This window comes from Lysinibacillus sphaericus, from assembly GCF_001629735.1.
Lineage (GTDB): Bacteria > Bacillota > Bacilli > Bacillales_A > Planococcaceae > Lysinibacillus > Lysinibacillus pinottii.
Map to the genome: position 1 here is coordinate 1,750,849 of NZ_CP015224.1, position 25,063 is coordinate 1,775,911.

Here is a 25,063-nt window from a genome sequence, read left to right on the forward strand (position 1 = left end):
ACATTAGTGGAAGGGATATAAAAGAGTTGCTTACAGGAAAAATTCGTTTCCTAAAGAAGCAGTCTTCGGCCACTCCAACATTTATTTCAATATATTATTTTCACCCTCATGAATTTCCTATTGATGCCTTCTAGGTGGGCTTAAACGCTGTCGTTTTTCATGTGCTATTTTCACATATACTGTAATCTTGAGGTGATTAGATGGGGACAAAAAAATTAGTCGGCAAGGCTCGTGAAATAAATTCTTTTGCAACTGGTCAACTACCTGCGGAAAATAATCAACTGTATGATAATGTCAGACCTACAGGCTCTTTTATTGCTTCAGCCTCCCCTCTTATTTTGTCATTTTTTTAAGGAGAATTCTGATGTACGTATTAGCGATGTAAATAAACCGAAATGAGGTATTATTCCATTCGAAATGCTAAGCTTCGAGCACCATTCCAAGCATGGAAATTTTCACTACACATGGGGGACGAGCTGCTTGGTCCATTCTAGGTTCTCGACTTTCACGCTGTTCCTACAGAAGTCTCCGCTATTCGTTCCCGATGAACTTTTTGGGGAATGAAATAGATGGACAAGGCACCTTTAAAAACATAGCTCCTCAAATCCTGTTAGGACGAAAACAAGAGACAATCATTGATTTTCCCTCTTCTATTTGGGGGCGTTCTTCAAATGAATATGTTAACATCACAAAAGCCACCAAGAGGGTTCTTCTTCACGATACCTTTGGTTTACAGTAGATAGAGGTGTCTGTAATTCTTTATGTCATATTCGTTCTATCAAAAGTAAGTCGGGCATTTTACATAAGCTTTCAAGTAAGCATTTGGTTACTTTTTATTTGAATAGCAAAATCAACCATTTCCTATAATTTAGTTTGTCGCAATAATTTTTCTTTCATTAGAGCTCTATAGGTTTGGATAAATACCTTTAAACTTCCTATAACGATACATACTATACATATAGAGAGAAAGGAGGGATACTTTATGAGTTATTACGGAGGCAATAACGGCGGCGGTTACGGTTCAACATTCGTTCTAGTTGTTGTTCTATTTATTCTATTAATTATTGTCGGCGCTTCAGTTTTATATTAATCTCTCATTACTCGTTTGTCCTATATAGGAACAAATTAAAATGATAGATAGCCATTTTAGAGCCATTTTTTCCATCCCAAATCACTAGACTAAAAATCTATTACCTTCCCCAACCATAACAATATTTTCAAATTTCCTTGTGAACCTCTATTCATGAACAATTAGAGAGGGGGAGTAATGCGGTCTGCTAGATTAAGGGGTGGTTATGGCTCTAAATCATCATTTGTTTTAATGCAAGCTTAAGTTCATGTCTAAATATTAAAGGCATCCAACACTTCTCTGATGATATTGTTCGCCTCTAATGTTCATAACTACTAATATCACTTATTCTATAAAGGGTCACTATCCTCTGTGACCCTTTTTAATTCCCGCCGTTATAGCTCATGTAGCTGCTAACACTATACTCTAATAGGACGAGATCCCTAGAATAATATGGAACCATTAAGCATTTAAATCTGTTATGGCAGGGATATTAATTTCCTTTACACATGAAGCGGGTGATAAATTAACCACACATTGCACAATAGCTACAATATCTTGGACAGGGATACGTGTACCTTCATATAATTGGATGGCCTTATCAGCGCCTGCCTCATAAGGGACTTCCGCTGCTAGCTCCCCAGGATTAATGCAAGTGACAGAAATTCTGTCTTCTCTTAAATGTTCACGTAAAGCATTTGTAATGCCTCGTAAACCGAATTTAGATGTGACAAATGAAACCTGTGCATTGTTTGTATGGTCTAACCCTGCAGTTGAACCAATTAAAATAACCTTTCCATTTTTCGCTTGTCTTAAATTCGGTAAAAGTGCCTGAATATATGTAATAGTGGACGTTAGATTGATATTGATTAAATTTGAAATATCCTCGACTTCATCTCTATCAAATGTATAATCATCCTCAAATCCACGTTTTTCCCAAACCCCAACATTATAAATTAATACATCTATAGCAATATCTTTTAATTGTTCTTTTAATGACGGTATGTGTTGTTGGCTAGACAAATCAATAGAAAGCCATTGACGATTTACGCCATCATTGATATCTAAGCTTTTAGGTCGTGTACGTGAAACTACCCATACAGTATCCCCCTTCACGGGTAAGCCTTTTACAAAAGCGTCGCCTAACCCCTGACTTGCTCCAAATACAATAATATTTTTACTCATTTTTACCACCCTTTCCATATCAGCATTAATTAGTAGATTATAGTAACTTTTACATTAAGTCCATTATGAGCTAGACCTAGGTCATCATCATTAAAAACAATATGTATGAAATATGAACAAGCACATAGTCTAGGAGCCGCTATTTATAATGGCTTGGCAAATAAAGCTTAAAAATGTAAAAAACCAGGTACTCCGCAGAGCGCCTGGCTTCCTTGTATTAGATTGAGATTTAAACATAGTTATTGGGGTAATTCAGAGGATTTTTCAAACTCAAGTATATACCCATCTATTTTTGCTTTTTCTAATACTTCTATATATTCTTCTTTTCTTTCATCTAGTCTAGAATCTTGTGTGTTTTGATAATCCGGATATAGATTGTAATCTACTGGTTTACCCATAAGTCCACCTCTTATTCTCTATTTTTTTACTCATTATAGAATATATTGATATTTTCTGACAATTATTTTCGCTATTTTTGATTACAAAGACTGACATGACATCCTAACTGTCGCCTTATAAAAAACTAGTATCTATACTTTATTACCTATACATAGTATGTTCTAAAAGACTCACAAACCATAGGTATGGCCTACTTGCTTGTCTTAAGGAAATGGGGTAATTAACCAGCCAACAAAGAATAGAACCGTCATAAACAAAATAAGATAGCCACCCATAAAGATTCCCCACTTGCCTAGAGAACGACTGGGTCTCGAAAGGATCGCAATGAACCCAAAAACGATTGTCAAGGTAATGAAATTCTTACTAGTAAATGGAGCACCATAGCCAATGATAATCCAACTATTAACCATGATAAGCGTCCATAGGCCAATGCTAATGCTAGCCCAGCCAAAAACATTGAAAATAGTCTGCTTTAACGTACCCAATTCCATAATTTAACCTCCCCTAGTTTCATATGCTTAATCATGGTTAAACTTTGTAGCTGTTCAACCTCAGCTTTGGGTCCTGTAACGACAACCCCATATGTTTTCATATCATGCTGTTTTAAATAATGGATTCTCTCTTTTAGGTCCAGATTTTTATGAGCGGAAACAGCAGTAGCCGTCTCCTCATAATCAACTAGAAAATTTAATATGGATAAAAACGTTTGTTCATGAGAAGTAGCACCTTTAAATGGGGACCAATTTGTTTGATCTGGTTGTACAGGATAGCCAATAGGCGATACAACATTCCCATTTGCACTTAGCATGGTGTCTTCTACTCCTGTATAAATCGCTGCCCAGGTGACATCTACATTTGGCATTTGCTGAATAACTTGATCTACTGTATATAAATCATTGAAAGAAAGATACGCTTCTACAACGGTTTCATTAGGTAATCCTTTTAATTTCCTTTGCTCCTCAATTGTGTTAAATTCTCCTCGATTATTAGGATGTACTAGCCATTGATTCGTTTCAGTTGGATATTTTGGATACGATTTTTCCAGTTTTGAAGTAATCTTCTTTCCCACTAAATTATTTAACATAAAGCGTGTATCATAATGCTTCACGGGATAGACCTCGTCACCGATCTGCTTGTATTGCTCAAATGATAATCCCATCGAAAAGAGCGAAAATTCCATATCAAATTCAAGTTCCTCCAATGTCGTATTCGGTTCCGTTACATAAAGTGTCTGACTTGTCACATCCATTAAGGTTGTAGACTTTGTACCAAAGGCATAGTACAAAAAAGTGAGCATATAACAAGTGGGGACGATTAAAAGGGCAATCGTCAGCGTTGTTACAATCAGCTTCCACTTAGATGACGCAATGGCTTTTTTTATCACATTTGTTGAAGGTGCATCTCCTTTCTCACTATTCTTTGCTTGCTGTAATAATTGTTGATAAGAATCCACCTTTATTCCTCCCTTTTAATGAGTACGCGCATTTTTTTGCGACCTCGCGCTAAATGACTTTTCACCGTATTCACGTTTAATTGCAAAATGTTTGCAGCTTGCTCATTTGTACAGTCATGTACATCACATAACAAAATAATTTGCTTTTCGATTGGTTTAATTTGTTCAAGTAGGTTGATTAATTTTAAATAAGCATCTTGTTCAACGATGATTTGCTCTGGTGTATTGAAATGCATTTGATCAATTTTGTCGGAAGTTACATACCGCTTCTCTTTTCGTGTACTGTCGATATATGTATAGTAAGCTACTTTAAAAAGCCAAGGTTTGATGTCTTGAATGTCTTGACCAAGAAGGGTAATATGCGCTTTTGTAAATGTGTCCTGAAGCAAATCCTCCGCTGCACTATGATTTTTCGTAAGTGAATATAAATAGCGATATATATCAATATATATGGTTTCAAGTTCCATCTCTTCCCACCTTTCAACCTATCCTCGTATAAAGGTCACAAAAGGTTGCAAATAATTTAAAATTATTTTAAATGTTTACTTCAAAAAAGTGGTAATACAATAAAAAACGGCAAAAATCCAAACATAATAAATGGATTTTGCCGTTTTATCTATTTTAGTTATCAGTCCGTTTACTTAAAAACACCATTAATCCATGTTCCTGATAGTCCAATTCTCTGTATAGTAAAACTGTACCTCATACACTTCTTCAGCATTCATAAAAGACATAATTCATGCTGACCTATTTAAATGTGCAAGAAAATGCTACGTTATTCAAAAATATTAATTAAGATATTTACCTTGTTTTGGGAGAGCAATTTGTTCAAAATGATCTACAAGTTTTTTTAGTTCCCTTGCCAATTCTTTACCTTCCATTGGTAATCCATGACCTGTAATCGCCACAGAAGGTTTTAAAGCTTCTAATTTTTCAACAGATTTTCGAGCGGCTTGCCAATTCGTTGTTAGATATCTAGGGGGACCACTAATTTCCTTTGTCTGTGTAATAACTTTATAAAGAGATTCTTGTTTGACAGTCACAAATGCATCTCCAACAATAAGTACTTTATCCTTTTCACGATATAATGATATATGACCTGACGTATGCCCTGGGGTGTGAATCCATTGAAAATCTGACATAAATGGGACACTACCATCTGATGGGATTGCTTGAATGTTTTCCCCTAAATTAATGGCTTCGTTTGGAAAAATAGGAGACATTTTTGCCACCAATCCGCTACTTACAGCAGGGTCAGCTACTGGATAGTCCTGTGTTCCAGTTAAATAGGGTATTTCCAAAGCATGAGCGTAGACAGGGATATTCCATCGTTTTATTAGTTCGATAATCCCTCCCACATGATCAAAATGACCATGTGTCAGAATAATCGCTTTAGGCTGAGCATTGGAGCCAAAGCGTTCCTCAACTACCGATATTATCTCCTCTGCACTTTTGGGCATTCCTGCATCAATGAGTACAAATTCTTTTGTATTTGGGTCACCATAAAGCACAATATTTACGATTTGAATAGTATATTGATATAAATCAGGCACTACTTCTATACCAACACCACTCCCAATAGAAGTTGCCGGAATAAATTTATAGTCTTCACCATACATTAAATCTTTGTCCATATTAACTCCTCTTTCTTTAGAGATAATGCCACAAACCTAGGTTTGTGGCATTATCTCTTATTTCTTTTGCTCTTTTTCTTTTTTATTTCGAGTTTTTTAGGATTCAATTCCTATCCAATTTCTCCTTGCTCTAATTCATTCTTTTCCTTTTCTTTTGTCAATTTATTCACTTCAATAAGTTTTAACTTATCCTTCTAGTGATGTTCTATACTTTTAACTTTATTTTTCCCGATAAAAATATAACGTATAATTTGACAATAAACAGCCAATATAAAACCTGCGTAGTGTCTCACTACTTAAAGAGCTGCAGTGATTCGATCGCTGTGGCTTCTTTCTGTGCTAGCCGTTAATACAATAAATGTTCTAACAACTATTAATACCTCAAATAATTTTTTTAAAAGGGTATTTCATTTCTTTTTTCACTCATACTACCTTTGGTTAAATAAAGGTGAAAACCAGAAAAGGAAGTGAAAGTATGGGTATTCTTGGTGGAAATCCAAAAGATGAACCATTGCATTACGGTGAAGTTTTTAGTGTTTGGTCAAATTTAATTGCTGATTATGGTATGATTTCAGGCTATCAAACGTTTTATAATCACGCTGGGGATGAAGATCTTAAAAAAATTATTGAAGATATCATCGAAACATGTAGGGATGAAGTAAAGCAATTAGAAAAAATTCTAAAAACGAATGGTGTTGCTTTACCACCTGCTTCACCTGAACGACCTGTAGCAAGAATGGAAGATATCCCTGCTGGTGCTAAATTTAATGATCCAGAAATTAGTGCTGCACTGTCAGTAGACCTAGCTGCTGGATTAGTTGCATGTAGTCAGGCAATGGGCACTTCCACTCGAGAGGATATTGCTTTAATGTATGGCCAGTTCCATACTGCAAAAGCTCTTATCGGTGCTAAACTACTGCGTCTTAACAAAAATAAAGGTTGGCTTGTACCACCACCATTACATGTGAATTATCCTGAAAAATAAACCTTATTTCCCCCAATCGAGGCATGTAAATTATTTACAAAGAAGAATTAATGAACCTCATTAAACCTGATAAACCGGATCAACAAGCAGCACGTGTATTGCAAGAAATATTAGATGGTCGTTAAGGTAAAATGAGAATCATGATGCAATTCACAGCTCTAATTTCAGGGGCAAAGAAACACAATATGGTGATTTACTTCGTGGCGTTTTCCATGTAGAACAAAGGTATGGACCAAGCTCCTTCAGAGAAGCGGTTAGACATGTATACCCATACCATGATATTGGGTGCACAATCATCTTTAGCTGTCGATGCTCTCTTGGGTGTATGCCAATATCCTAAGTGTAGAAAGTTTGTTGAAATGGGCTATCCTAATGCTCCATTTAACTTTGTGTTAGACTCAACACTGCAGGATTCCCAGTACCAGTTATGCCAAATGCACATAGTTCTGGCCTTAAAGATACGCATCATTAATTTATACACAATCTAAGCTGTAGCGTGCGACGACGTTACAGCTGTTTCTTTATGTATAAGTAACCATAAATGACACACACTATAATGAAGTGTATCGCACGCACTGATTATGGCTGTGGCGCTAGTTGACCGTCACAGCCTCCTTATAAGTGATGAGTTACACCATTATAACTTACATAAGAGGTGTTTCAGTTGACCACATTAGGAAAATTACTGTATTTTGCTTTCCTTGTAACCCTGTTTTTAATTACAATGATTTGGGATTATTTCAAAAACGATAATTGGGCATTGTTCGAAAATTTATTCTTTTCCTTTTGGGTAGCAAGTTTTATATTCATGGCATTGCTACTTAGAAGTAAAAAAGTAGAAACGGAAAAAGCTAAAAATAGAAGCTGATTGAATAAACTTGTAGCTTCAGGCGTTGGAAGCTAGCTTCAGTATGAAGTTGAAATTGTTCCTAATTAAAATGGCGGAATATATAGCGTTTATGGACGCATAGCTTCAGGAACTATCATTACTGCCGAACGGTTTGTAAATTCGGAATTAACACAGATTTTCTAAATGTTAGTTCATGCCGAAAAGCCTTATACTTCCGTATAGGGCTTTCCATTATTAGCTTTGTACCAGCTAGCTTCAGCATATTCTACTTGCTCCATGTATCCTCATGGGTAAAAAAGGTAATCCATAGTACCTTATACGATTATATCTAAATATTTATTAAAAAGAATAAGTGGATTGTCGCAAGAAATCCCATGGGATAAATGATAGCTCTTGAAAACGTATTTTTAAATTCGTTTCGAGGATGTCTTTCAAATAATAAGTGTAGGATTGTATGTATGATAAAGAATATATCAAGAACCCAAAAAGTTATTGTTTGATATGGACTGAATAGTAGGGAAAGAATAATGACATAAAGAAAAAGATGTATAACTATGAATACTTGATAAGCCTTTGAATCTTTCATATCTTTTAATACAATAAATAATCGCCACTCTGAGCGCCTTATCGCATCCATTTCATGCAAAAGAAATATAGAAAGGTTTAATAAAAAAAGGATTAGCAATAAATCAGGCATATAAAACCTCCTCCATCTTTATATACCCTATATTACTACAAAATTATTTTTCAAATTCCGAGTAAATCCTCCGAAATATGTCGATATCAAGTCGCGAATAATGTTGGAATATAAGCTTGCATGCCACATTCTCCTTTTTATGATACAATTTACATATATTACATAAAGAGGTGATAGCGTGGAAGATAAAAAGGTGGTTTGCAAGTCCTGTGGTCATGATTCTTTTACGATTGGACAAGTTGGTGGCGATTTTAATCAAGGAAATATTAGACCTATTGATTCTGTCTTTTCAGTTGGGTCCCCGTTTATTGTTACCTTTTGTAAAGACTGCGGAGAAGTAGCCTCTATTAAAGTGGAAAAACCACAATATTTTAAATAACCTCTAGTTAAATGGGTCACTCCCTCCGTTTCAGTGACCCCTAAGCGTTTTATAGTTTTCTTCTATGAAATAAGCCACCTATCACGTGGTCTACTTAGATTCTGCTTTTGCTATTGATCGATTCCATCTAGTCACTTGATAGCCCTTTTAAGTAGCACACTGGCTAATGTTGCCCCTTGATCCTAAGCCACTTATTGTTACATTGTTCATCTTCTGTTCCCCATTTTTCAGTATGGTTACTTTAGTGTTCCACGCAAAATTCGGTTGTAGCGAGCTCTTTTCCATTTATAATTACGGCTAGCTTATGTTGGCCTGGGTAATGCTTGCGGGTTGTCAAGTCTTTAAAATGGTGACGCCGTGTATATTGGTGACCCTCTTTTTCGAAGATACGTTCCGTTATTTTAAATAGTTTTCTTGAAGTCGCTCCATTCGCTTTGACAAAATCTATCCCATATTCGATTCGGAGCTTCTGTGGTGTAGTAGAATTTGTCTGAACAGTAAATGCAAAATCAAGGGTTTGTCCAATCGACAACCTTTCTTTTCCTAGCGTTAACTCATGGACGGTTACGTCTGGAAAGCTGTCAAAGCCGAACAAGAAAAGTACCTCAGCATCTCCTTTTCGCAATAAACCACGACATCCATGCTTAATAATCCAATCGGTGATTGAACTTTCTCCGTGCCACTCACGCGCAAGCCGTTTCACTAGTTCGGGATGATCCTTGGAAATTTCATTCAAATTATTAGCGACACTTTTCTGTACATAGACAGATGGATCCTGTTTGAGCAGGTTCAATATCGGTAAGATTGGTGACGGATCCAATTTGTAAACTTCCAATGCAGATGCCCAAGGTAGCCTAGGGCGACACCCCTCACTAGCTAATCGCCTGATATGAGGATTTGGATGACTCGCCCACTCTAACATTTGATCTATCATCTTTTGTGGGTCTTTTACAATAAAAGGCCGAACAGCAAACTCTGAGCTAGAAAATTCCGTAAACACCTCTAATCCATGAATGGAGGCTTGCCAATCATCTAGTCCATTTACTTCGACAAAATCAGGCAAAAATAAATATTCCACTCCCTTACATTTAGGTGCCATTTGTATCAATATAGATAATGCCTCACGATAGGATGTCGGTAAAGTTGTCCGTAAAGAAGTACTAATATGCCTAATACGTTGTTTGAATTTTTTCGTTTCCCATTCGTCGTCATAAATTAAATTCATGAACTTATGTGAATCAAAGGCAGGGTATTCACCCTGTAATATATTTATGAATTGATGAAAGAAATCGGTTGTATATTTACCCTCAAATGTGTCAGCCATGTCCATTCCCCTTTAGTTATAGTTCAATTCGTTTAAATTAGCCGGAACTAGAAGTCTTTGTGTAATCTCCCGTGAATCAATCATAGAGACAAAAATTTGAAATGCTGACATAGACTTCAGCTTCTCCATAGCACTTCGAGCACTATCCATATCACCCCAATATATGATGTCCGTCCATTGATTTTCATTGAATGTATGTAGCAAAGTGCGGCCCTTAAATCCTGATATTTCAAGCTTTAGTAACTCCGTAAGTGCCGCAGCCGCCTGACAAAAACGATGCTTGTCAATCCCCTCCTTCAGTTCAAATAAAACAACTTCCATTACATAGTTTTGTTTTTCTAGTTCCATTTTTTATCTCCTTTCGGCTTTTGATGATGAGGTCCATGTGTATCCTGTCATGATGTCAAAGCTTTATAAACATTGACTTCGAGTTTTACTATACGGGATAATGGTGACAACTATTGTCACTATTAATTTAGTTTTTTAGGAGGAGGAGCTTTCCATGCACAAGGCTCAAAGACTTATTCAGCTCATGATGAAGGTCAATGAACGTAAAAAGTTTACTATTCAGGAGATGGCTGAAGAATGTGGTGTTTCACGCCGAACAATGATTCGTGATTTAATGGAACTGAGTGAACTAGGTGTCCCGCTTTATTCCGAAGCTGGGCCTAATGGTGGTTATCGTGTTTTGCGTGAAAAAGTGCTACCACCTATCAGCTTTACCGAACACGAGGCAATTGCTTTGTTCTTTGCTTGCCAATCATTACATAATTACAAAGCTCTCCCCTTCAAAAATGAAGTAAATACTGCATTAGATAAGTTTTTCTACTATTTATCAAGTGAGCTAAAGCAAAAGATTGAAAGTATGCAGCAACGTCTTCTTTTCTGGGTACCTCCTCATGAATTAGAGGTGCCCTTTTTAAAGGAATTATTGGATGCTGCACTTCAACAACAGGTCGTCACAATCTTGTATGAATCCGCTACTACTAAAAATAGAACGATTCAACCTCTTGGAATCTATACGATGAACGGGTTATGGTACTGTCAGGCTTATTGTTTCCTAGCAGAGGATTACCGAGTATTTCGAATAGATCGGGTGAAAGATTTTTCTTTTGCTGAAGATCAAAGTTTGAAATTAGATATGACGAATGAGCACATCAAGTCGTGGATTATACCAGCGCACGAAGAAAATATGTTCAATCTTGAGGTAGATTTAACCTCAGAAGGAGTAAGACGTTGTCAATCAGAACTATGGTTATCCCAATGGATAGAGCTTCGTGAGAACGGACATGGGAAGATACTCGCAACAGTGAACTCTTCCTTTACACCGTGGTTAGTCCATTTTTTTCTAGGCTTAGGCATGGAGGCTAATGTAAAACATCCTCCAATAGTACGAGAACAAATTAAAAGCAAATTACAGGAACTTATGAAGCAATACAATGAATGAAGAATAAAAACCAGGTTCTCAGAGCACCTGGTTTATCTTTGTTTGCCACAGCTTCAAATATTCATGTCCCCTCATTCCTATATGTTTATAAAATGCAATTGCATTGGTATTGAACTCCCAAACATTTGTTCTTAGCGATAAAAATATGACTGTTTTGATTGTCAGGCAAATCTTGAAAATAAGATTTAGGCATAACCGATTCAATACTTTTAAAAACAGCTAGCTCTTCCTTAACATGTTCCTCGTGCCCCTCACTCACAAGACTATTCACAGCATAATAATCCTTATTAGTAGCTGTATAAATAGAATCATCCCCCAAAATATCCCTTTTGATATATGGTAACCTAGGGCTCATTTCAAAAACCAATCATTTATCGAGATAACGGATGACGAGCTTTTCCACCTGTGTTTTCAATGCCTGATTAGCATAGCGGAGGACTACATCATTACCTGCCGTTGCAATTTGTACATCGCTAAAATATTCATCTACACGATGCCAGCCTACCACTCGTATATGTTGCTGGCTAAGCTGTCTTTTGAGATTAAAATAGTCTTGGCGCAAATCTTTTAATAATGCATCCATTAAGGGTACAAACACGATTTTCATTTTAAATTGTTCAGCAAATCGATAATCATGCTGTACTGACTTTACAGCTAATTCCAATAATAAATACTGGTGTACTAGCTGGCGTTGTTCAGCTTTAATCATAATAATCAGCTTCTAGTTGAGCTGATTGAATAAGATGGATAGGAACACGTTTTATTGTCAGTAGTGTTTCAAGTAACAGTTCGTTTGTCGATAGATTGATGGTATGAATGATTCCCGTCCAATGCATTACTTTTCCATCGCTCCAAACATTTAATTGAACGTCTTGCTGCTGCTGATAGGCTGTATCAATGGTTTGCTGTAACTCTTCCAGTTCCCATTCTGTCAGCTCTCTCGGTTGCGTTGTATAGACTTCTTTACATTCCCTTAGTAGGTCCAAATGCTCTGGCATCATCATAGACGCCCATATATGTAAGATTAAATAAGATTAAGTAACAGTATTTATTGATTTATTAATGGTTTATTTATTTTGTGTAACAATTTATTACTATTATATAATTTATACAATATCTATTAATAATTTTGAAGGGAGCATAATCATTTCATGGGCGGTAAATATCACTATAAGCTTCGTCCTGAAGCTCTTGGGAAGGACTCCCCTCCCCTGATAGTATTTGATATCAACAACAAACCATTTAGACCATTAACTGAGTTTTACCAATATGAATTAGGTAGATTAAGTAATAAAACTGCCATTTCCTATCTTCAATCATTATTGCCTTTCTTTAATTGGATTCAACAATATGGTTACTATCAAGGAAGAAAAGTAATTTGGACAGATGTTCCTGATTCAATAAGGGCAGTAGTAAGAACATATCTTATTGACAATATGAATTGTAAAGTTCAAGAACATTACAATGGAACATTCAATTTTGTTCATTTAACTCATAAAAGTCCAAGTACTGTACGCCATTTTTTATCAGCATTAAAATCATTTTATAATTCTATGATTCAGAAAAAGTTATACCATTTTCAAAATCCATTTATTGATTTTTCTTATAAGTTACTCAATGAAATGGAATCAGCAATTGAATTACAAATTAATAACCGTACACGAATGCCAGATATTGCAGGTACTGAAGAACCTAAAAACTATAGGAGAGTAACTAATTCTTATTACAAGATTGTGGGTGATACATGGATTCCTAATATCATCGATGATAATTCATTACCCTCTCAAATACTTAGTGGTGGAGAAAAAATTCATTGGAAATTAAGAGACCAAGTTATTGCACGCTTACTATTCGAAACCGGAGCAAGAGCTTCAGAAGTTATTGAAGTCACGATTGGTGATTATCGTAGAAGACCATCAGTACGCGAAATGAACACTTTTAGTAAAGGGAGTTATAAAAAAAGGGTAAAGTTCCTGTATTTCACTGACGATACAGCAATCCTTCTCAGGCGTTATATTGAAGGTGAAAGAAAAGTATATGACAAAAATAAATTAGGGTTTACTGAATTACCTGACGAAGCCCCTCTATTTTTAACAGAACGCGGTACTCCTTACACTTATCAAGCTTGGTACCCAAATTGGTGTAAAGCTTGTATTTCAGCTAAATTAAAAGTCAATCCACATAAAACCCGGCATTGGTATGTTACACAAACACTTCGTTTTATATATGAAACTTCAAAAAATGAAGCAGATATTCAACTTCATATTCGGGAGCTTATCAGTTATATGAATTGGAAAAGTAAAGAAACTATTACAGTTTATGAACACTATTTTGATTTAAAAAAACATCTCGAAACACAAGAACAATTCTTTGTGAAAATGGAAAAAGAGACTGAAAACTATCTCAGAAATAAAAAAATTGTACACAAAGAAAATCTAACTTCTTCAAAATTAAATTCAATAAAAGAACCCCCTATCAAAGACCCGTTAGAAAATTTTTTATTAGGACTGGAGTAGCTAAATGTATGAACATTCTAGAACAATCTAATTCAGAAAAAAAATATTGGCACAAAAAATTTCATGGTAAAATTCACGAAGATATACTAAATTTAACGAATGATATCGACTGGGGATTCGTACATGAAGATATCATTGATTATTTCGAAAAATATTGTATAGGCTATGTTTGGACTAATCATTTAGCATTAATCATGCTCGCCCGTAGTGGTTACTCCCGTAATAGCGTAAATACTGTGAGAGGAATTCTAGGTGTTTTAAATGTAAGATTTCAAAGTTTATTTAAAGAGTTAAGTATTCAAACCATTAATCATTGGAATCCAGATATTCACTTATATGAGTATTTAAATAAAAAAATATTACCTGAACATACAGAAAACCAAAGGTTTGACTTATTAAAGTCATATAATTCGTCTATTTCTTCTGTCTTGAATTGGTTAAACAGTAAATTCGACTTATGTACACAAGAAATATTCAAACCATTTTTACTTAATAGATGTAATATTACACATACCATTTCTAATCAAAAAAAGGTATTACAACTTTCCCAATCACATAGAAAAAATGAAACCGATGCTATTATACCGCATTATCCTGTAATTCGAGGGGAAGCACATTTTAGATGGAACAAAATACATCGACTATTTACTAAGTTTAAAGAATTAACTGCAAAGGTAACCCCTACTACATCCCTTCCCCTAGAATTTGACTATGATGAAGAACAGACAAGAGAAAGGTTATTTTTTAGAATATGGGATCGCCCATCTTTTACTATCGCCCATAAAGATTGTTATAGTAGATATTCTATTGATTTAGCTAAAAATCGAAGAAAAACTTATTCTAATGAAAATAACGAGTTTTTCCTCGAGTTTGTTAACGTAGAATCTCTAGATGGGAACAAGTGTATTGAGGGGTTATGGTTTGAAGATTTAATTTCAGAATCTGTCCTGAATCAATTACCCGCAACGGGCTCTAAAGAACAAAAAGAGAGAAAGAAAAAATTTTTATTGTCCTGGGGGTATGGTGATTCAGATACTGATTCTATTCCCATGCCTTTTAGGACTTCGGTAAAGGGACTATTAGCGCAAGGCGATTATATCTGTCATGCTCAAAATCACACAGATTGTGTACTTTTGAAAATTGAGACCTTATACGCAGCTGCTACTTTTGGTTTAGCACTTGTAGATCTTATCACTACTACAGGTATGAGAATAAATGAAGTTCTCCAAATAAGTTATACAAAGGATTGTATTATTGTTTTAAATCAGCCTGATAATCCAAACAAATTAGAAAAAAGGTATATTTTACGTCTAATCCCAAAAGGCAGAGATCAACCAGAGGATTATTTTATAGGTAAGGAAACCTTGAATAACCTTTTTAAGGTATTTGGATTTTTAAAAGAACATTATAACAATAACCACATTCCGAAAGTAAAGTATAGGGCAACTCGCCGCCATCTATTTCCTGAAGAGAAACCTTACTTCTTTCAATATAATTATAAACATTTTACTGATGATTCAGTAACAGCTTGTATGAGATTTCTTTTACATGGAATGGTTTTTAAAACACCTGAAGGTGACAATGTAGTTTTAAAAGCTCATCTATTACGTCATGCTTTTGCTACTCATGCTGTTCAAGTGGAAAAAATCCCCTTAGATATTGTGGGCTCTTGGTTACATCAAAAAAACATTGAAGTAACTGATTATTATTCTGCCCCTACTCCTTCTCAAGTTGCTCAGAGAGCAGATGCTTGGCTAAAGTACACAGCAACTCATATTAATATTACTGAAGCCGTTAAACGCAGCCCTGAAGAACTTAAATTAATGTATGAAGAAGCAAAAAATAAGGTTGGTACACTTAACAAAGTTATTGGTGGGATATGTACAAGTCATTCATTTTGTCCTTCAAAGTTTCAATGCGTTGGTTGTGCAGCAAAAGTACCTGAATCTGATAAAAAAAATGAACTCTTAAAAATGAAAGAGTGGGCACAAAAAAGCGGAAATGATTGGAGATCAATGGGCTTATTACCTGAAGTCAACAGAATGAATCAAGTTATACGGGATTGCGATAAAGAACTACATGAGATTGAATTAATGGAGGCATATAAAAAGGATGAAAACTATAAACCAGAAGTCAGAATCAAACCAATTAAATAAAGAACGACCATGGTTAGAAAAACATTATACTTACAAGAGAAATAGAACGATTGAATTAGTCAAAAATAGTGTTGACCTCCTTGTAAGTAAAGACAAGGAGGTTACTATATCAAATATTGCACAGATTAGCAAACAAATAGATCCTGAAAATAAAGGCATACATCCCAATACTATTCGAGTAAACACTGAGGCTCATGACTACTATTCAAAGCACAGTAAAACCTACCAAAAAGTAATGAATAGATCTAAACAACAAAGGAAAAATAAAAAACCGATCTCTACTGAGAATTTCGAAAATATTAAACCTAATCGTAATTTAGTTGCTTTACAGAATCGATATAAAAATTTGACTAAAGAAGATCTTATTAGCCGTTTAATTGGCGCAGAGGAATATATTGTCGAAAACAACCAAAAGTGGCTGTATAAACAATTTATAGATTACCCTATTGAATTTTGATATAATTTCCATTATTTTTTAGGTAGCATCACATACGACATAACACCACAAAATTTGTATTATATAGTAAAATTACCAACTAAAATGTTCGGGGAAATAGAAAAAATTGTTGGTAATGTCTTTTATCATTATCTTGAAGTCGCGTTCTCATTAAAGGACGTTTTCTTGAATGTTCTACACCACAACTGTTTGATTTGTTGTTGCTTTAAAATAAAGTTTGAGTAAAATTACCTCACAACTGTTGAAATGACTATATCTTCGTTAACATCTGCCTTTCGAGTAGACCGAGCTATATCGTCGATGTTGTTGACTATTGGCGTTGGAGCTCGTTGATCATCCCCATGAAGGACAGTAAGGTTAAATAAGGGGTATATCCCTATAGTAAATTATGAAATGACCCCTATAAGTTAGACACGGTTATTTCATTTATGCAGCATGGGTAAACTGAGTTTGGTATTGTACCGGACTCAGTTTTAATTTTGCCTTAATTCGTTTCGTGTTCTAATACGTTATATAGTTTTCGAGTTCCGATTTAAAATGCTCAACACTTTCGAACTCCTTTAAATAAGATGGCCGCTGTTTTCTATGAAGGACGCACTGTGTTCAATCATGTAGTTTAGTACGTCTAGTTTAAACTGTGCTGTATAGTTTGTATACGATTGTTATAGCCAAAATAAGAATTTCCTTATGATTTGTCCCAATCGATTTAGCAATTTCATGTTCTTTGTGATTATATGGTTGTATAGCTCAGATATCTACTTTAGATTCAGGATTTCGTATTACTAAATAATAAATACTACTTTTTTTTAAATAACTGTAGTTCGTTACTTGTGTATTTTGCTATTACCACATTTGTAGATCTCCCACGAATGCAGCGCTTTATACTTATTTACAATAACTAATCGAACATTATAAATTTGGGTAATACAGGGTATTCTTTAATCCAATTTTTGTACTTGCAATGAAATTTTTATAATATGTATCTTCTACACTATTCAAAGAAGTTGAACATATGTAACACCCAGAATAATGCTAATAATCGACTTTTTTTGCATTATTTAAAACAAATTTTCATCTGCTAGCACACAACAAGGTATTAGAGAAGGATTAATTTAATTGCACTAGCTAAACACGGTGTTGACATAGTCAAGTGTCCTACCAATAACTTCCAATTATAGCTAAGTTTATTTTTTGTACTATTTTAATAAGTTTTCTATACGCATCTTCTGAGATGGATTGGGGTATTAATCGATTATTGGAAGCTTGTATATCTCATATATAGAAACATAGTTTTTTAAGTATTGTATTGGCATAGTATTTTCCAGCCTAGCAAAAATGTCAGATCTTTGCGCTTGATAAGCAGCTTACTTTCTTTTATATTCACTTAAATTTCTCCAACTTGAAGTGAATATGTTCCCTCATCTTTTTTACTTAGTAATGTAGTAGCCAACCCTCCCACCAGCTATATTCAAGATTAGCTAATCTCTAATCCAAAATGAAGGGAGACACCCTACCAACGTAGTAATGGTATTAAGAACTCATGCTACTTGAGTCAACGAGTTCTTATAATTATTTCTATTATTAACCATATTGAATGTATGTTAAATCGCAAACCCCAATTATTAAAATTATCGTATTGATTACCCATATATCATCGATTTTTAAATACGTCTATTTTAATTTCCATGTGTAGCTCAAGCAGATGGCGTTTGTATTTGCACATTCTTCGTTGTGACGGAGGCATTTCCATAATTATTATCTATCCATCATTCAAGAATGCTTTCAGACCATTCACCCGATTAAGTGTATATATCAAAGCCTTAGTGGGTATTCTTGTTAGGGAGGTATAAAATGAAAAAAGTTTTACAGCCAATCCATGTATATTGTTTGTTATTCTTATCAGTTAGTTTTTTAGCACACTTTGTTTTAATTCCCTCAATTTTTACAGTGGTGGAACGTGAAGCTTGGATAAGTGCCTTGCTCAGTTTAATCCCCATATTCCTTTTAGCATTATTTATTTCTAGAATAACTTCTTCATTAAATAATAGTTCAATCCTTGAATTAAAAACTGTCCAAAATAATAAAACACTGTACGTATTCATCATTTATATATATATCGTTTATTTAATGTCATCAACGTTTGTCTCACTCAAATTTACGATTATTTGGGCAGAAGAAAGTTTTAACTCTGATTATCCCTATTTTATTACAGTCATTTTATTTATATTATTATGCTTTTATGGTTCCCTAAAAGGGCTTAAGACCATAGCTATCCAGTCCTTGATTATTTGTTCACTATACATTTTTTTGTTTGTTCTTCTCAATTTAGGAAACTCAATGAACAATGAATACGAACTATTATTACCAGTAAATACAAGTAATACTCCGTCCATTTATTGGGGAATATTATACATATGTATTGGTATTTTAGAAATGGGCTTTATTTTAATCGTTTTAAATGGTTATGTAAAAGAGCGACTGAAAAGGAAAGGTATACTCGTATTCTCTATTCTGTTTGTCTTATTCGTTTTAATCGCTATTGTGACGGCTGTATCTGAATTCGGCATTTATCTAACCAAAAAAATGCTCTTTCCTATAAACGAGCAATGGAGAGTTTTATCATTTGGTAAGTACTTTACAAGGTTAGATTCTTTATCTGTTCTCCAATTATTATCAATGGCTTTTATTCGTATATGTTTATTTATGTATATTGTGTCGTCCTTCTTTAAAAATCGAAAATTCATATTAATTGTTGGTTATTTATGCTTAACAATAGGATTATTAATTCCTTGGTCTGTTTCTGATTTTTTGTCATTTATAAAAAGCACTTATCTCCTTTCTATTTTTTTATTTTTATTCTTTTTTATGATTGTTTTCTATGTAGTAGAAAAAAAGCAAAAGGGAGTTCATCATCTTGACCGAAAATAAGGATTTTCTCTATAAAGAATTAGGCCACCAATCAGATATAACGATAAGTAGTAAATTCTATATGTTTAATAATGAAAAGCATGAAGTTATATTTGTCTATTGCCATAGTTTGGTTGATAGTGTACTTTTTTTGAATTCATTATTACCAAATATTAGATTCCTTGCTGAACACGGACATTTACATGATGTTGAAATTATAAACCGTTATTTAGAAGTATTTGAAATCAAAGAGTACCGAACAAAGACAGATGAAATGAATAGCAAAATTTTCTCAGGTTTTTTATATTTTTTTCATGTTCCATCAAATAGCTTATATTCAACCAATTTAGCTAAACTTCCTGAACGATCCATTGAAGAATCAAATATGGAAGTCTCATTAAGAGGACCGAGAGATGGGTTTGTTGAAAATATAGATACCAATTTTTCTTTAATAAGAATGAGATTAAAAAGTAAAAATTTATCAAGTAACGATTTTACAATTGGCGACATCAGTAAAACCAAAGTTTTATTGCTCTACATTGAAAACTATATTGACCAAAATACGTTAAAGAATGTACAAAGCAAACTAAATAAAATAAAAGTAGATAATATTGCAAGTAGTTATCATATTGAGGAATTACTTTATGATAAGCTGACCCTCTTTCCCCTCCTGGATTATTCAGGAAGGCCAGATTTTGTAGTAAGTTCCCTCAATAAAGGCCGTTTTGTCATACTGGTAGATGGAAGTCCAAGCTGTTTAATTGGACCCGTAAATTTATTACTTATTTTGAAAGCAGCTGAAGATGATCAAACCAATTTTTTATTTGTGAGTTTATCACGAATTTTAAGAATTACCTCTTTATTAACAAGTATATTTTTACCTGGACTTTGGATTGCATTAACTGTCCATCAACTAAACCAGCTACCCTTTCCCTTACTAGTATCAATATCTGCATCTAAAATTGGACTACCTGTTTCCTCTTCGTTCGAAATTCTTATTATGCTCATTTTTTTTGACCTTTTTCGAGAAGCGGGAATACGTTTACCTAAAGCTGTAGGTCAAACGGTTGCAGTTTTAGGAGGCTTAATAGTTGGAGATGCTGCTATAAGAGCAGGATTTACATCACCATCAACATTAGTAATTGGAGCACTTACCGTTATATCTAGCTATACATTAATTAATCAAAATGTACTAGGCAATGTATTTTTAATAAGAGTCGCAACATTAATAATTGCCTCCTTTTTTGGAATGTATGGCTTTATTTTAAGCCTCTTATTTTTCTTAACATATATCTCATCATTAGAAAGTTTTGGGCATCCTTATCTTTCCACATTTTATAAAGTAAGTATACCCAATTTTATTAAAGGTTTTTTTAAAATGCCCTTTAGAATTAAAATAAAAGACTGACTGTTTTTTCAGCAGAAGGGAGATTATAAATGTCCCATTACTATAATTGCACATTTAAAATAACTTTCATTTTTCCTTTATTATTTATACTAGGCGGTTGTTTAGGCACGAAGGAAATACAAAGTGAAGTTTATATTACTGCTCTGGGTATAGATTACTCTAATGATGTATATCATTTATATTTTCAAGCTTATGGATTTACGAATGTTGCGGGCTCAGACCCTAGCACTGAGCCTGCCCCAATAGTTGTCGGACATGGAGAAGGTGAAACCATTCAAGGAGCAATCGATGATATAGAAAAGAATTCTGTTAACCCTTTGTATTATGGACATATACAAACTTTCTTTATTTCCAAAAATATATTGGATGGTCATTTGGATGAATTTTTTGATTTTTTTAGTAGGGATTATTATCTACGTTATAATACTTTAGCTTATGGATATGAAGAAGATGATATTAAAGAGATATTGAATGTACATGGTCTCTTTTACAAACCGCCAATATTAACTTTTCCTTATGATCCAAATGAACAATTATTCTTTAATTCATTCATCTCAACCAGTACTGTTCAAGACATGATTAAAAGGTATTATGAACCAGTTGGATCCATTATGGTTCCTACAATAAAAATTAGTGAAGATTATTGGATGGAGGATAATAAATCTAAAAATATTTTAAAAATAAGTGGTGCTTATTTTCTTTCACGTCAAGAATTCAATGGTTGGATAAAAGAAGAAGAACTTTCAGGGCTGGATTGGTTTAATAAGGATTTTAATAACATGAAATTATTAATAAAGGATAAGTCAGTTTCAATGTTTATTGAAACTATAGATTATCATATAGAAATTGTGGATAATTCAATTCCAAAATATATTATAAATTTAGACATTAAAGCTTCAATCAGAGAAAATCCAAAAAATATTGGAAAAGAAACAATTGAAAATGAAATTAAAAATATTATTTTATCACAGTTTCAAAATACCTTTAGTAAAGGGTTGGAAATAAACTCTGATGTCTTCAATTTTTCAGAAAAAGCTTATCGCTTCAAGCCCCAATCATGGACTGTAGATAAATTAAATTCCATTACTGAACATTCAATAAAAAAATTTAATATTCATGTTTTTATCAAGGATGAAGGAGCTAAAAAGTAAGAAGGTCCCTCTTCATCTTGTTAAACGTAGAAGTTATCCCTTTAGTGAGACGATAGCTAGTGTGAGCAATGAGATTAATGCATTAATGACCTTGCTATAATTACTGTATTTCTGCCTGAGTATAATCGATACAAATGTTTCTGTTTTGATGTTTAAGGTATTGCCCCCCACTTTAAAAGCTGAGATGTAAGTGGTATGTCAACACTAAACTGGACAAAAATTATAAGGTCTGTTACTTGAATTCCACTGGAGTTAAATAGCCTAGTGTCCCGTGAATTCGAATGTTATTGAACCAATGAACATAATCATCAAGTTCAAGAGCGAGCTGTTCAAGAGTAGATAAATGTGCTCCGTTAGCGAATTCGGTTTTAAATACCTTAAACATCGCCTCAGCCACGGCGTTATCATAAGGGCAACCCTTCATGCTCAGGGATCGCTGGATTCCAAATGTTTCTAGGGCTTTTGAAATGAGCTTATTATCAAACTCTTTTCCTCGGTCTGTATGAAACATTTGTATGTCGTTCAAATTACCTCTAATACTTACTAGTGCTTGATAAACCAGCTCTGCTGTCTTATTTGCACCAGCACTACGGCCAATGATTTCACGATTAAAAAGGACGACAAATAAGCATACATAATGCCGTTTTGTTCCGACACGGACATATGTTAAATCACTCACGATGACAGCCAACGGCTCTTTTTGCTCAAATTGGCGCTATAATTCATTTTTTATCGGCGCTTCATTACATGTTGAGTGATGCACCTTATACTGTGCTACTGTATAGTTTGATACTAGTCCAAGACCTTTCATTAATCGACCAATTCGACGACGTGATACGTGTTTTGGATCTGGTAATTTACTTAGTTCTTCCTTGATTTTACGCGTACCATAATTATTACGGCTTTCTTTGAAAATACGAGCAATCTCTTTGGAAATCTCATTATCTTCAGTTTTTAGCGCACGTTTGCCACAAACATCGGCATGATAGTAATACGTACTTTTCGGAATATCAAGGACGTCACACATTGCTGATACTGAATATTTGTGAGCGTTATTTCGAATCACATCTATTTTCGTCCCATGATCAGCGCTGCCTGCTTTAAAATATCGTTCACCATTATTAATCGTTGGTTTTCCTTACGTAATCCAGTTAATTCATTTTTTCTTCTGTTCGATTATTTTTAGCAGTGAAAGAGCCTGTTTCTTTATGATTCTTTATCCATCTAAAGCAGAAGATGTAATATTATATTCTTTAGCAATGTCCGCCCGATATTTACCGTTTTCATAAAGTTTCACTAATTACAGTTGTAGCATTGAAAAAAAGTTTGATTAAATTAACTCTATAAATCTTGCTAAAATAGCAAATAGAAAAAGCGTGTTTTGAAAAAAGATTGATCAAAACACGCTTTTTCTATATTCAATTGAATCATTCTTTTATAAAAAAGTTTGATCATTTCTATGTTCCTTATTCCATTGAAGCGCCCTTTAATGGAATAACTAAACTTCATTTTGTGGCTTTTAAGTGTGTTTCCAAACTTTCATTTGGGAACATTTATTAAGTTTATTTATGTATACGTTATTAGCATACTTCACAACCTTTAGCTTTATTTTCTATTCAATAAAATAACTTCAGATTTGCCGTTCCACTCTATTTTTGCTTCCATCTGTTCATCTTCTTCAATAATTACTGCACAACTTTCATTGTTTATTGGAGGTCCTGTACACTCACTATTACCAGAATTAATATTTTTATCTTGATGATTGAATCTTTCTTCTTTGCTTGTTAATTCAAACCACTTACTTTTTAAGTTATATCCAAAGATTGCTGGTGCATCTTCTTCTCCAATATATTCAAATGAAAAATCAGCCCATTCTTTGCCTTCACTTATTTCAGTGTCGTATTTTACAACCCAGTTATTACTTGTTCCATAAAAATTATATTCTTTTTCATCTTGTGAACAGGCACTTAGAGTTAGTAATAAAAAAATTGATATAACACTTAAAATCATATTTAATTTCATTTTTACGCCCTCCCAAACAATATATACCCTTATATTACCACTTGAGAGAGATTTTATATAGTTGCTGTTTGAATGAACTATTTTGAGAGTTGAGAATACAAAAAGCCAAAGCGTCGTTTGGTAACATATCATAAAAGGTTGTTATTCAAATGGCCCTTCTATGAATAAAGACGCTTTCCTTATTACGGAAAAGCGCCCTATTATTGAATACCGATCAGCTTCTATTAGGTTAAATAAACAAGAAATTACTACTTTCTTCCGCTTAAGTCTAAAACGGGTTCTCACCTTTTATAAAAGGGATAAAAACTACATAATTAGCACCGATAAAAATAAGCCAAAAAAAGACAGATGTAAGTCTTTGTTTGAAAAGGATACTTTTCTTAAATAGAAATAAAGCAGCAATCAACGTGTACATGACAAATAAAATATAAGAAACTCCGAACCAGTTCACCCATACATTGCCCATAAAGTTAATTCCAAAGCCCTCGTAAATAGGTTTTAAGACATAAACTGTGAAAAGCAAACCGATTGCCAATAGGGAAATGATTTCAATTGTTCTAAATACAACTTTTTTCAATTCATTCAAAAGAATCCCCCCAATAGAACATTTTCCCCCAATCTTATCTTAACTTTAACATAAATATCTAAATACTTCTTTTTAAGTGTTATGCCATAATATGGCCCGATTGCTGAATAAAATAAATCCTGCAATACAGGATTTTTGATTTCAAAACGGTGCAAGGAAAAGCTTCGCAGCTTTTTTATAAACGTCGTGACTTTATTTTAAACATCGCATCTTTTTTATAAACATCACGACTTTATTTCCAAACAACAACAGTTTACATTCGAGTGTAAAAGTTCGATGTTGACGTGTCATAGTAGCACTCTCCCTTTTTTAATAGTCTAAGTTTACAACCCCTTATTTTATCTGTCCAACTTAGTGTAGTGTAGCCTATCTATACTATTCTAAAAACGAAAAAAAGCAACTTAAAAGGGACCTAAAAGCTATGCTTATAGGTCCCTT

Annotated in this window: 25 protein-coding genes and 4 pseudogenes; 14 read left to right on the forward strand and 15 right to left on the reverse strand. The window is 33.9% G+C overall.

What is annotated here, in order from left to right:
- Positions 1–200: 200 nt before the first annotated feature.
- Entirely contained in the window at positions 201–353 is a 153-nt protein-coding gene (locus A2J09_RS23950) for a hypothetical protein (RefSeq protein ID WP_012294761.1), read from the forward strand.
- Between the two features lie 629 nt (positions 354–982).
- Entirely contained in the window at positions 983–1,090 is a 108-nt protein-coding gene (locus A2J09_RS22945) for a YjcZ family sporulation protein (RefSeq protein WP_080695207.1), read from the forward strand.
- A 441-nt stretch (positions 1,091–1,531) separates the two neighbouring features.
- On the opposite strand, the gene A2J09_RS08565 is transcribed toward A2J09_RS22945, so the two are convergent.
- The 6 genes from A2J09_RS08565 to A2J09_RS08585 form a co-directional block, all read right to left on the reverse strand.
- Positions 1,532–2,254 carry an SDR family NAD(P)-dependent oxidoreductase gene (locus A2J09_RS08565; protein WP_036161867.1) on the reverse strand — a complete coding sequence of 241 codons (723 nt, stop codon included), beginning with the start codon at positions 2,252–2,254 and terminating at the stop codon, positions 1,532–1,534.
- Between the two features lie 239 nt (positions 2,255–2,493).
- Positions 2,494–2,652: a hypothetical protein gene (locus A2J09_RS23955; protein WP_012294763.1), complete on the reverse strand. Its 159-nt coding sequence runs from the start codon at positions 2,650–2,652 to the stop codon at positions 2,494–2,496.
- Between the two features lie 204 nt (positions 2,653–2,856).
- On the reverse strand, positions 2,857–3,144 hold the full coding sequence (locus tag A2J09_RS08570) for a hypothetical protein (RefSeq protein ID WP_036161870.1): 288 nt from the start codon (positions 3,142–3,144) through the stop codon (positions 2,857–2,859).
- Positions 3,126–4,106, reverse strand: a complete 981-nt coding sequence (locus tag A2J09_RS08575; protein ID WP_012294765.1) for an anti-sigma factor — start codon at positions 4,104–4,106, stop codon at positions 3,126–3,128. The genes A2J09_RS08570 and A2J09_RS08575 overlap by 19 nt, the downstream gene beginning before the upstream one ends.
- 2 nt (positions 4,107–4,108) lie before the next feature.
- A complete protein-coding gene (locus tag A2J09_RS08580; RefSeq protein WP_012294766.1) occupies positions 4,109–4,573 on the reverse strand; it encodes a sigma-70 family RNA polymerase sigma factor in 465 nt (154 codons plus the stop codon).
- A gap of 321 nt (positions 4,574–4,894) precedes the next feature.
- Positions 4,895–5,740, reverse strand: a complete 846-nt coding sequence (locus A2J09_RS08585) for an MBL fold metallo-hydrolase (protein WP_012294767.1) — start codon at positions 5,738–5,740, stop codon at positions 4,895–4,897.
- A gap of 475 nt (positions 5,741–6,215) precedes the next feature.
- On the opposite strand from A2J09_RS08585, the gene A2J09_RS08590 reads away from it, so the two are divergent.
- The 4 genes and pseudogenes from A2J09_RS08590 to A2J09_RS24185 all read left to right on the forward strand — a co-directional run.
- Positions 6,216–6,725 (forward strand): DUF3231 family protein, encoded by a 510-nt coding sequence (locus A2J09_RS08590; RefSeq protein ID WP_012294768.1) that lies wholly within the window; start codon positions 6,216–6,218, stop codon positions 6,723–6,725.
- A 50-nt stretch (positions 6,726–6,775) separates the two neighbouring features.
- Positions 6,776–7,197 (forward strand): annotated as a pseudogene (locus A2J09_RS22950) (hypothetical protein).
- A 183-nt stretch (positions 7,198–7,380) separates the two neighbouring features.
- On the forward strand, positions 7,381–7,593 hold the full coding sequence (locus A2J09_RS08595; protein ID WP_230586074.1) for an RNA polymerase subunit sigma: 213 nt from the start codon (positions 7,381–7,383) through the stop codon (positions 7,591–7,593).
- 39 nt (positions 7,594–7,632) lie between these two features.
- A pseudogene (locus tag A2J09_RS24185) lies at positions 7,633–7,758 on the forward strand (ATPase); the annotation flags it as partial.
- Positions 7,759–7,903: 145 nt separating this feature from the next.
- Here A2J09_RS24185 and A2J09_RS24535 read toward each other — a convergent pair.
- Positions 7,904–8,272, reverse strand: coding sequence for a DUF6713 family protein (locus tag A2J09_RS24535; RefSeq protein WP_036161873.1), 369 nt, complete (start codon positions 8,270–8,272; stop codon positions 7,904–7,906).
- A gap of 178 nt (positions 8,273–8,450) precedes the next feature.
- Between A2J09_RS24535 and A2J09_RS08605 the strand changes: the two genes are divergently transcribed.
- The gene (locus A2J09_RS08605; RefSeq protein WP_012294770.1) at positions 8,451–8,651 is read left to right on the forward strand and encodes a hypothetical protein; all 201 of its coding nucleotides are present in this window, start codon (positions 8,451–8,453) and stop codon (positions 8,649–8,651) included.
- A 241-nt stretch (positions 8,652–8,892) separates the two neighbouring features.
- Here the strand turns inward: A2J09_RS08605 and A2J09_RS08610 are convergent, their stop codons facing one another.
- Positions 8,893–9,975 carry a DNA alkylation repair protein gene (locus A2J09_RS08610; protein ID WP_036161876.1) on the reverse strand — a complete coding sequence of 361 codons (1,083 nt, stop codon included), beginning with the start codon at positions 9,973–9,975 and terminating at the stop codon, positions 8,893–8,895.
- Positions 9,976–9,987: 12 nt separating this feature from the next.
- Complete coding sequence (locus A2J09_RS08615; RefSeq protein ID WP_012294772.1) at positions 9,988–10,323, reverse strand: hypothetical protein; 336 nt, start codon at positions 10,321–10,323, stop codon at positions 9,988–9,990.
- Between the two features lie 154 nt (positions 10,324–10,477).
- Between A2J09_RS08615 and A2J09_RS08620 the strand changes: the two genes are divergently transcribed.
- Positions 10,478–11,422 (forward strand): helix-turn-helix transcriptional regulator, encoded by a 945-nt coding sequence (locus A2J09_RS08620; RefSeq protein ID WP_012294773.1) that lies wholly within the window; start codon positions 10,478–10,480, stop codon positions 11,420–11,422.
- Positions 11,423–11,789: 367 nt separating this feature from the next.
- On the opposite strand, the gene A2J09_RS08630 is transcribed toward A2J09_RS08620, so the two are convergent.
- Together A2J09_RS08630 and A2J09_RS08635 are read right to left on the reverse strand one after the other, a co-directional pair.
- The gene (locus tag A2J09_RS08630) at positions 11,790–12,131 is read right to left on the reverse strand and encodes a YhjD family protein (protein WP_012294775.1); all 342 of its coding nucleotides are present in this window, start codon (positions 12,129–12,131) and stop codon (positions 11,790–11,792) included.
- Positions 12,124–12,423: a YolD-like family protein gene (locus A2J09_RS08635; RefSeq protein WP_231112959.1), complete on the reverse strand. Its 300-nt coding sequence runs from the start codon at positions 12,421–12,423 to the stop codon at positions 12,124–12,126. The genes A2J09_RS08630 and A2J09_RS08635 overlap by 8 nt, the downstream gene beginning before the upstream one ends.
- Before the next feature lie 150 nt (positions 12,424–12,573).
- Between A2J09_RS08635 and A2J09_RS08640 the strand changes: the two genes are divergently transcribed.
- The 3 genes from A2J09_RS08640 to A2J09_RS08650 are packed head-to-tail and all read left to right on the forward strand — an operon-like array spanning position 12,574 to position 16,551.
- Positions 12,574–13,938, forward strand: coding sequence for a tyrosine-type recombinase/integrase (locus A2J09_RS08640; protein WP_012291781.1), 1,365 nt, complete (start codon positions 12,574–12,576; stop codon positions 13,936–13,938).
- An 8-nt stretch (positions 13,939–13,946) separates the two neighbouring features.
- The gene (locus A2J09_RS08645) at positions 13,947–16,094 is read left to right on the forward strand and encodes a site-specific integrase (protein ID WP_012291782.1); all 2,148 of its coding nucleotides are present in this window, start codon (positions 13,947–13,949) and stop codon (positions 16,092–16,094) included.
- Entirely contained in the window at positions 16,051–16,551 is a 501-nt protein-coding gene (locus A2J09_RS08650) for a hypothetical protein (RefSeq protein WP_036161884.1), read from the forward strand. Before A2J09_RS08645 ends, A2J09_RS08650 begins: the two co-directional genes overlap by 44 nt.
- 426 nt (positions 16,552–16,977) lie before the next feature.
- Here the strand turns inward: A2J09_RS08650 and A2J09_RS23425 are convergent.
- A pseudogene (locus tag A2J09_RS23425) lies at positions 16,978–17,118 on the reverse strand (IS3 family transposase); the annotation flags it as partial.
- A 1,284-nt stretch (positions 17,119–18,402) separates the two neighbouring features.
- Between A2J09_RS23425 and A2J09_RS08655 the strand changes: the two are divergent.
- The 3 genes from A2J09_RS08655 to A2J09_RS08665 are packed head-to-tail and all read left to right on the forward strand — an operon-like array spanning position 18,403 to position 22,017.
- A complete protein-coding gene (locus tag A2J09_RS08655) occupies positions 18,403–19,479 on the forward strand; it encodes a GerAB/ArcD/ProY family transporter (RefSeq protein ID WP_061504545.1) in 1,077 nt (358 codons plus the stop codon).
- Positions 19,466–20,866 (forward strand): spore germination protein, encoded by a 1,401-nt coding sequence (locus tag A2J09_RS08660; protein ID WP_061504544.1) that lies wholly within the window; start codon positions 19,466–19,468, stop codon positions 20,864–20,866. The genes A2J09_RS08655 and A2J09_RS08660 overlap by 14 nt, the downstream gene beginning before the upstream one ends.
- 29 nt (positions 20,867–20,895) lie before the next feature.
- Positions 20,896–22,017 carry a Ger(x)C family spore germination protein gene (locus A2J09_RS08665; protein WP_012291786.1) on the forward strand — a complete coding sequence of 374 codons (1,122 nt, stop codon included), beginning with the start codon at positions 20,896–20,898 and terminating at the stop codon, positions 22,015–22,017.
- Positions 22,018–22,249: 232 nt separating this feature from the next.
- Here the strand turns inward: A2J09_RS08665 and A2J09_RS22960 are convergent.
- The 3 genes and pseudogenes from A2J09_RS22960 to A2J09_RS08685 form a co-directional block, all read right to left on the reverse strand.
- Positions 22,250–23,314: pseudogene (locus A2J09_RS22960) on the reverse strand (IS3 family transposase).
- A 308-nt stretch (positions 23,315–23,622) separates the two neighbouring features.
- On the reverse strand, positions 23,623–24,039 hold the full coding sequence (locus A2J09_RS08680) for a hypothetical protein (protein WP_012291789.1): 417 nt from the start codon (positions 24,037–24,039) through the stop codon (positions 23,623–23,625).
- A 268-nt stretch (positions 24,040–24,307) separates the two neighbouring features.
- A complete protein-coding gene (locus A2J09_RS08685; RefSeq protein WP_012291790.1) occupies positions 24,308–24,625 on the reverse strand; it encodes a hypothetical protein in 318 nt (105 codons plus the stop codon).
- Positions 24,626–25,063 lie beyond the last annotated feature (438 nt).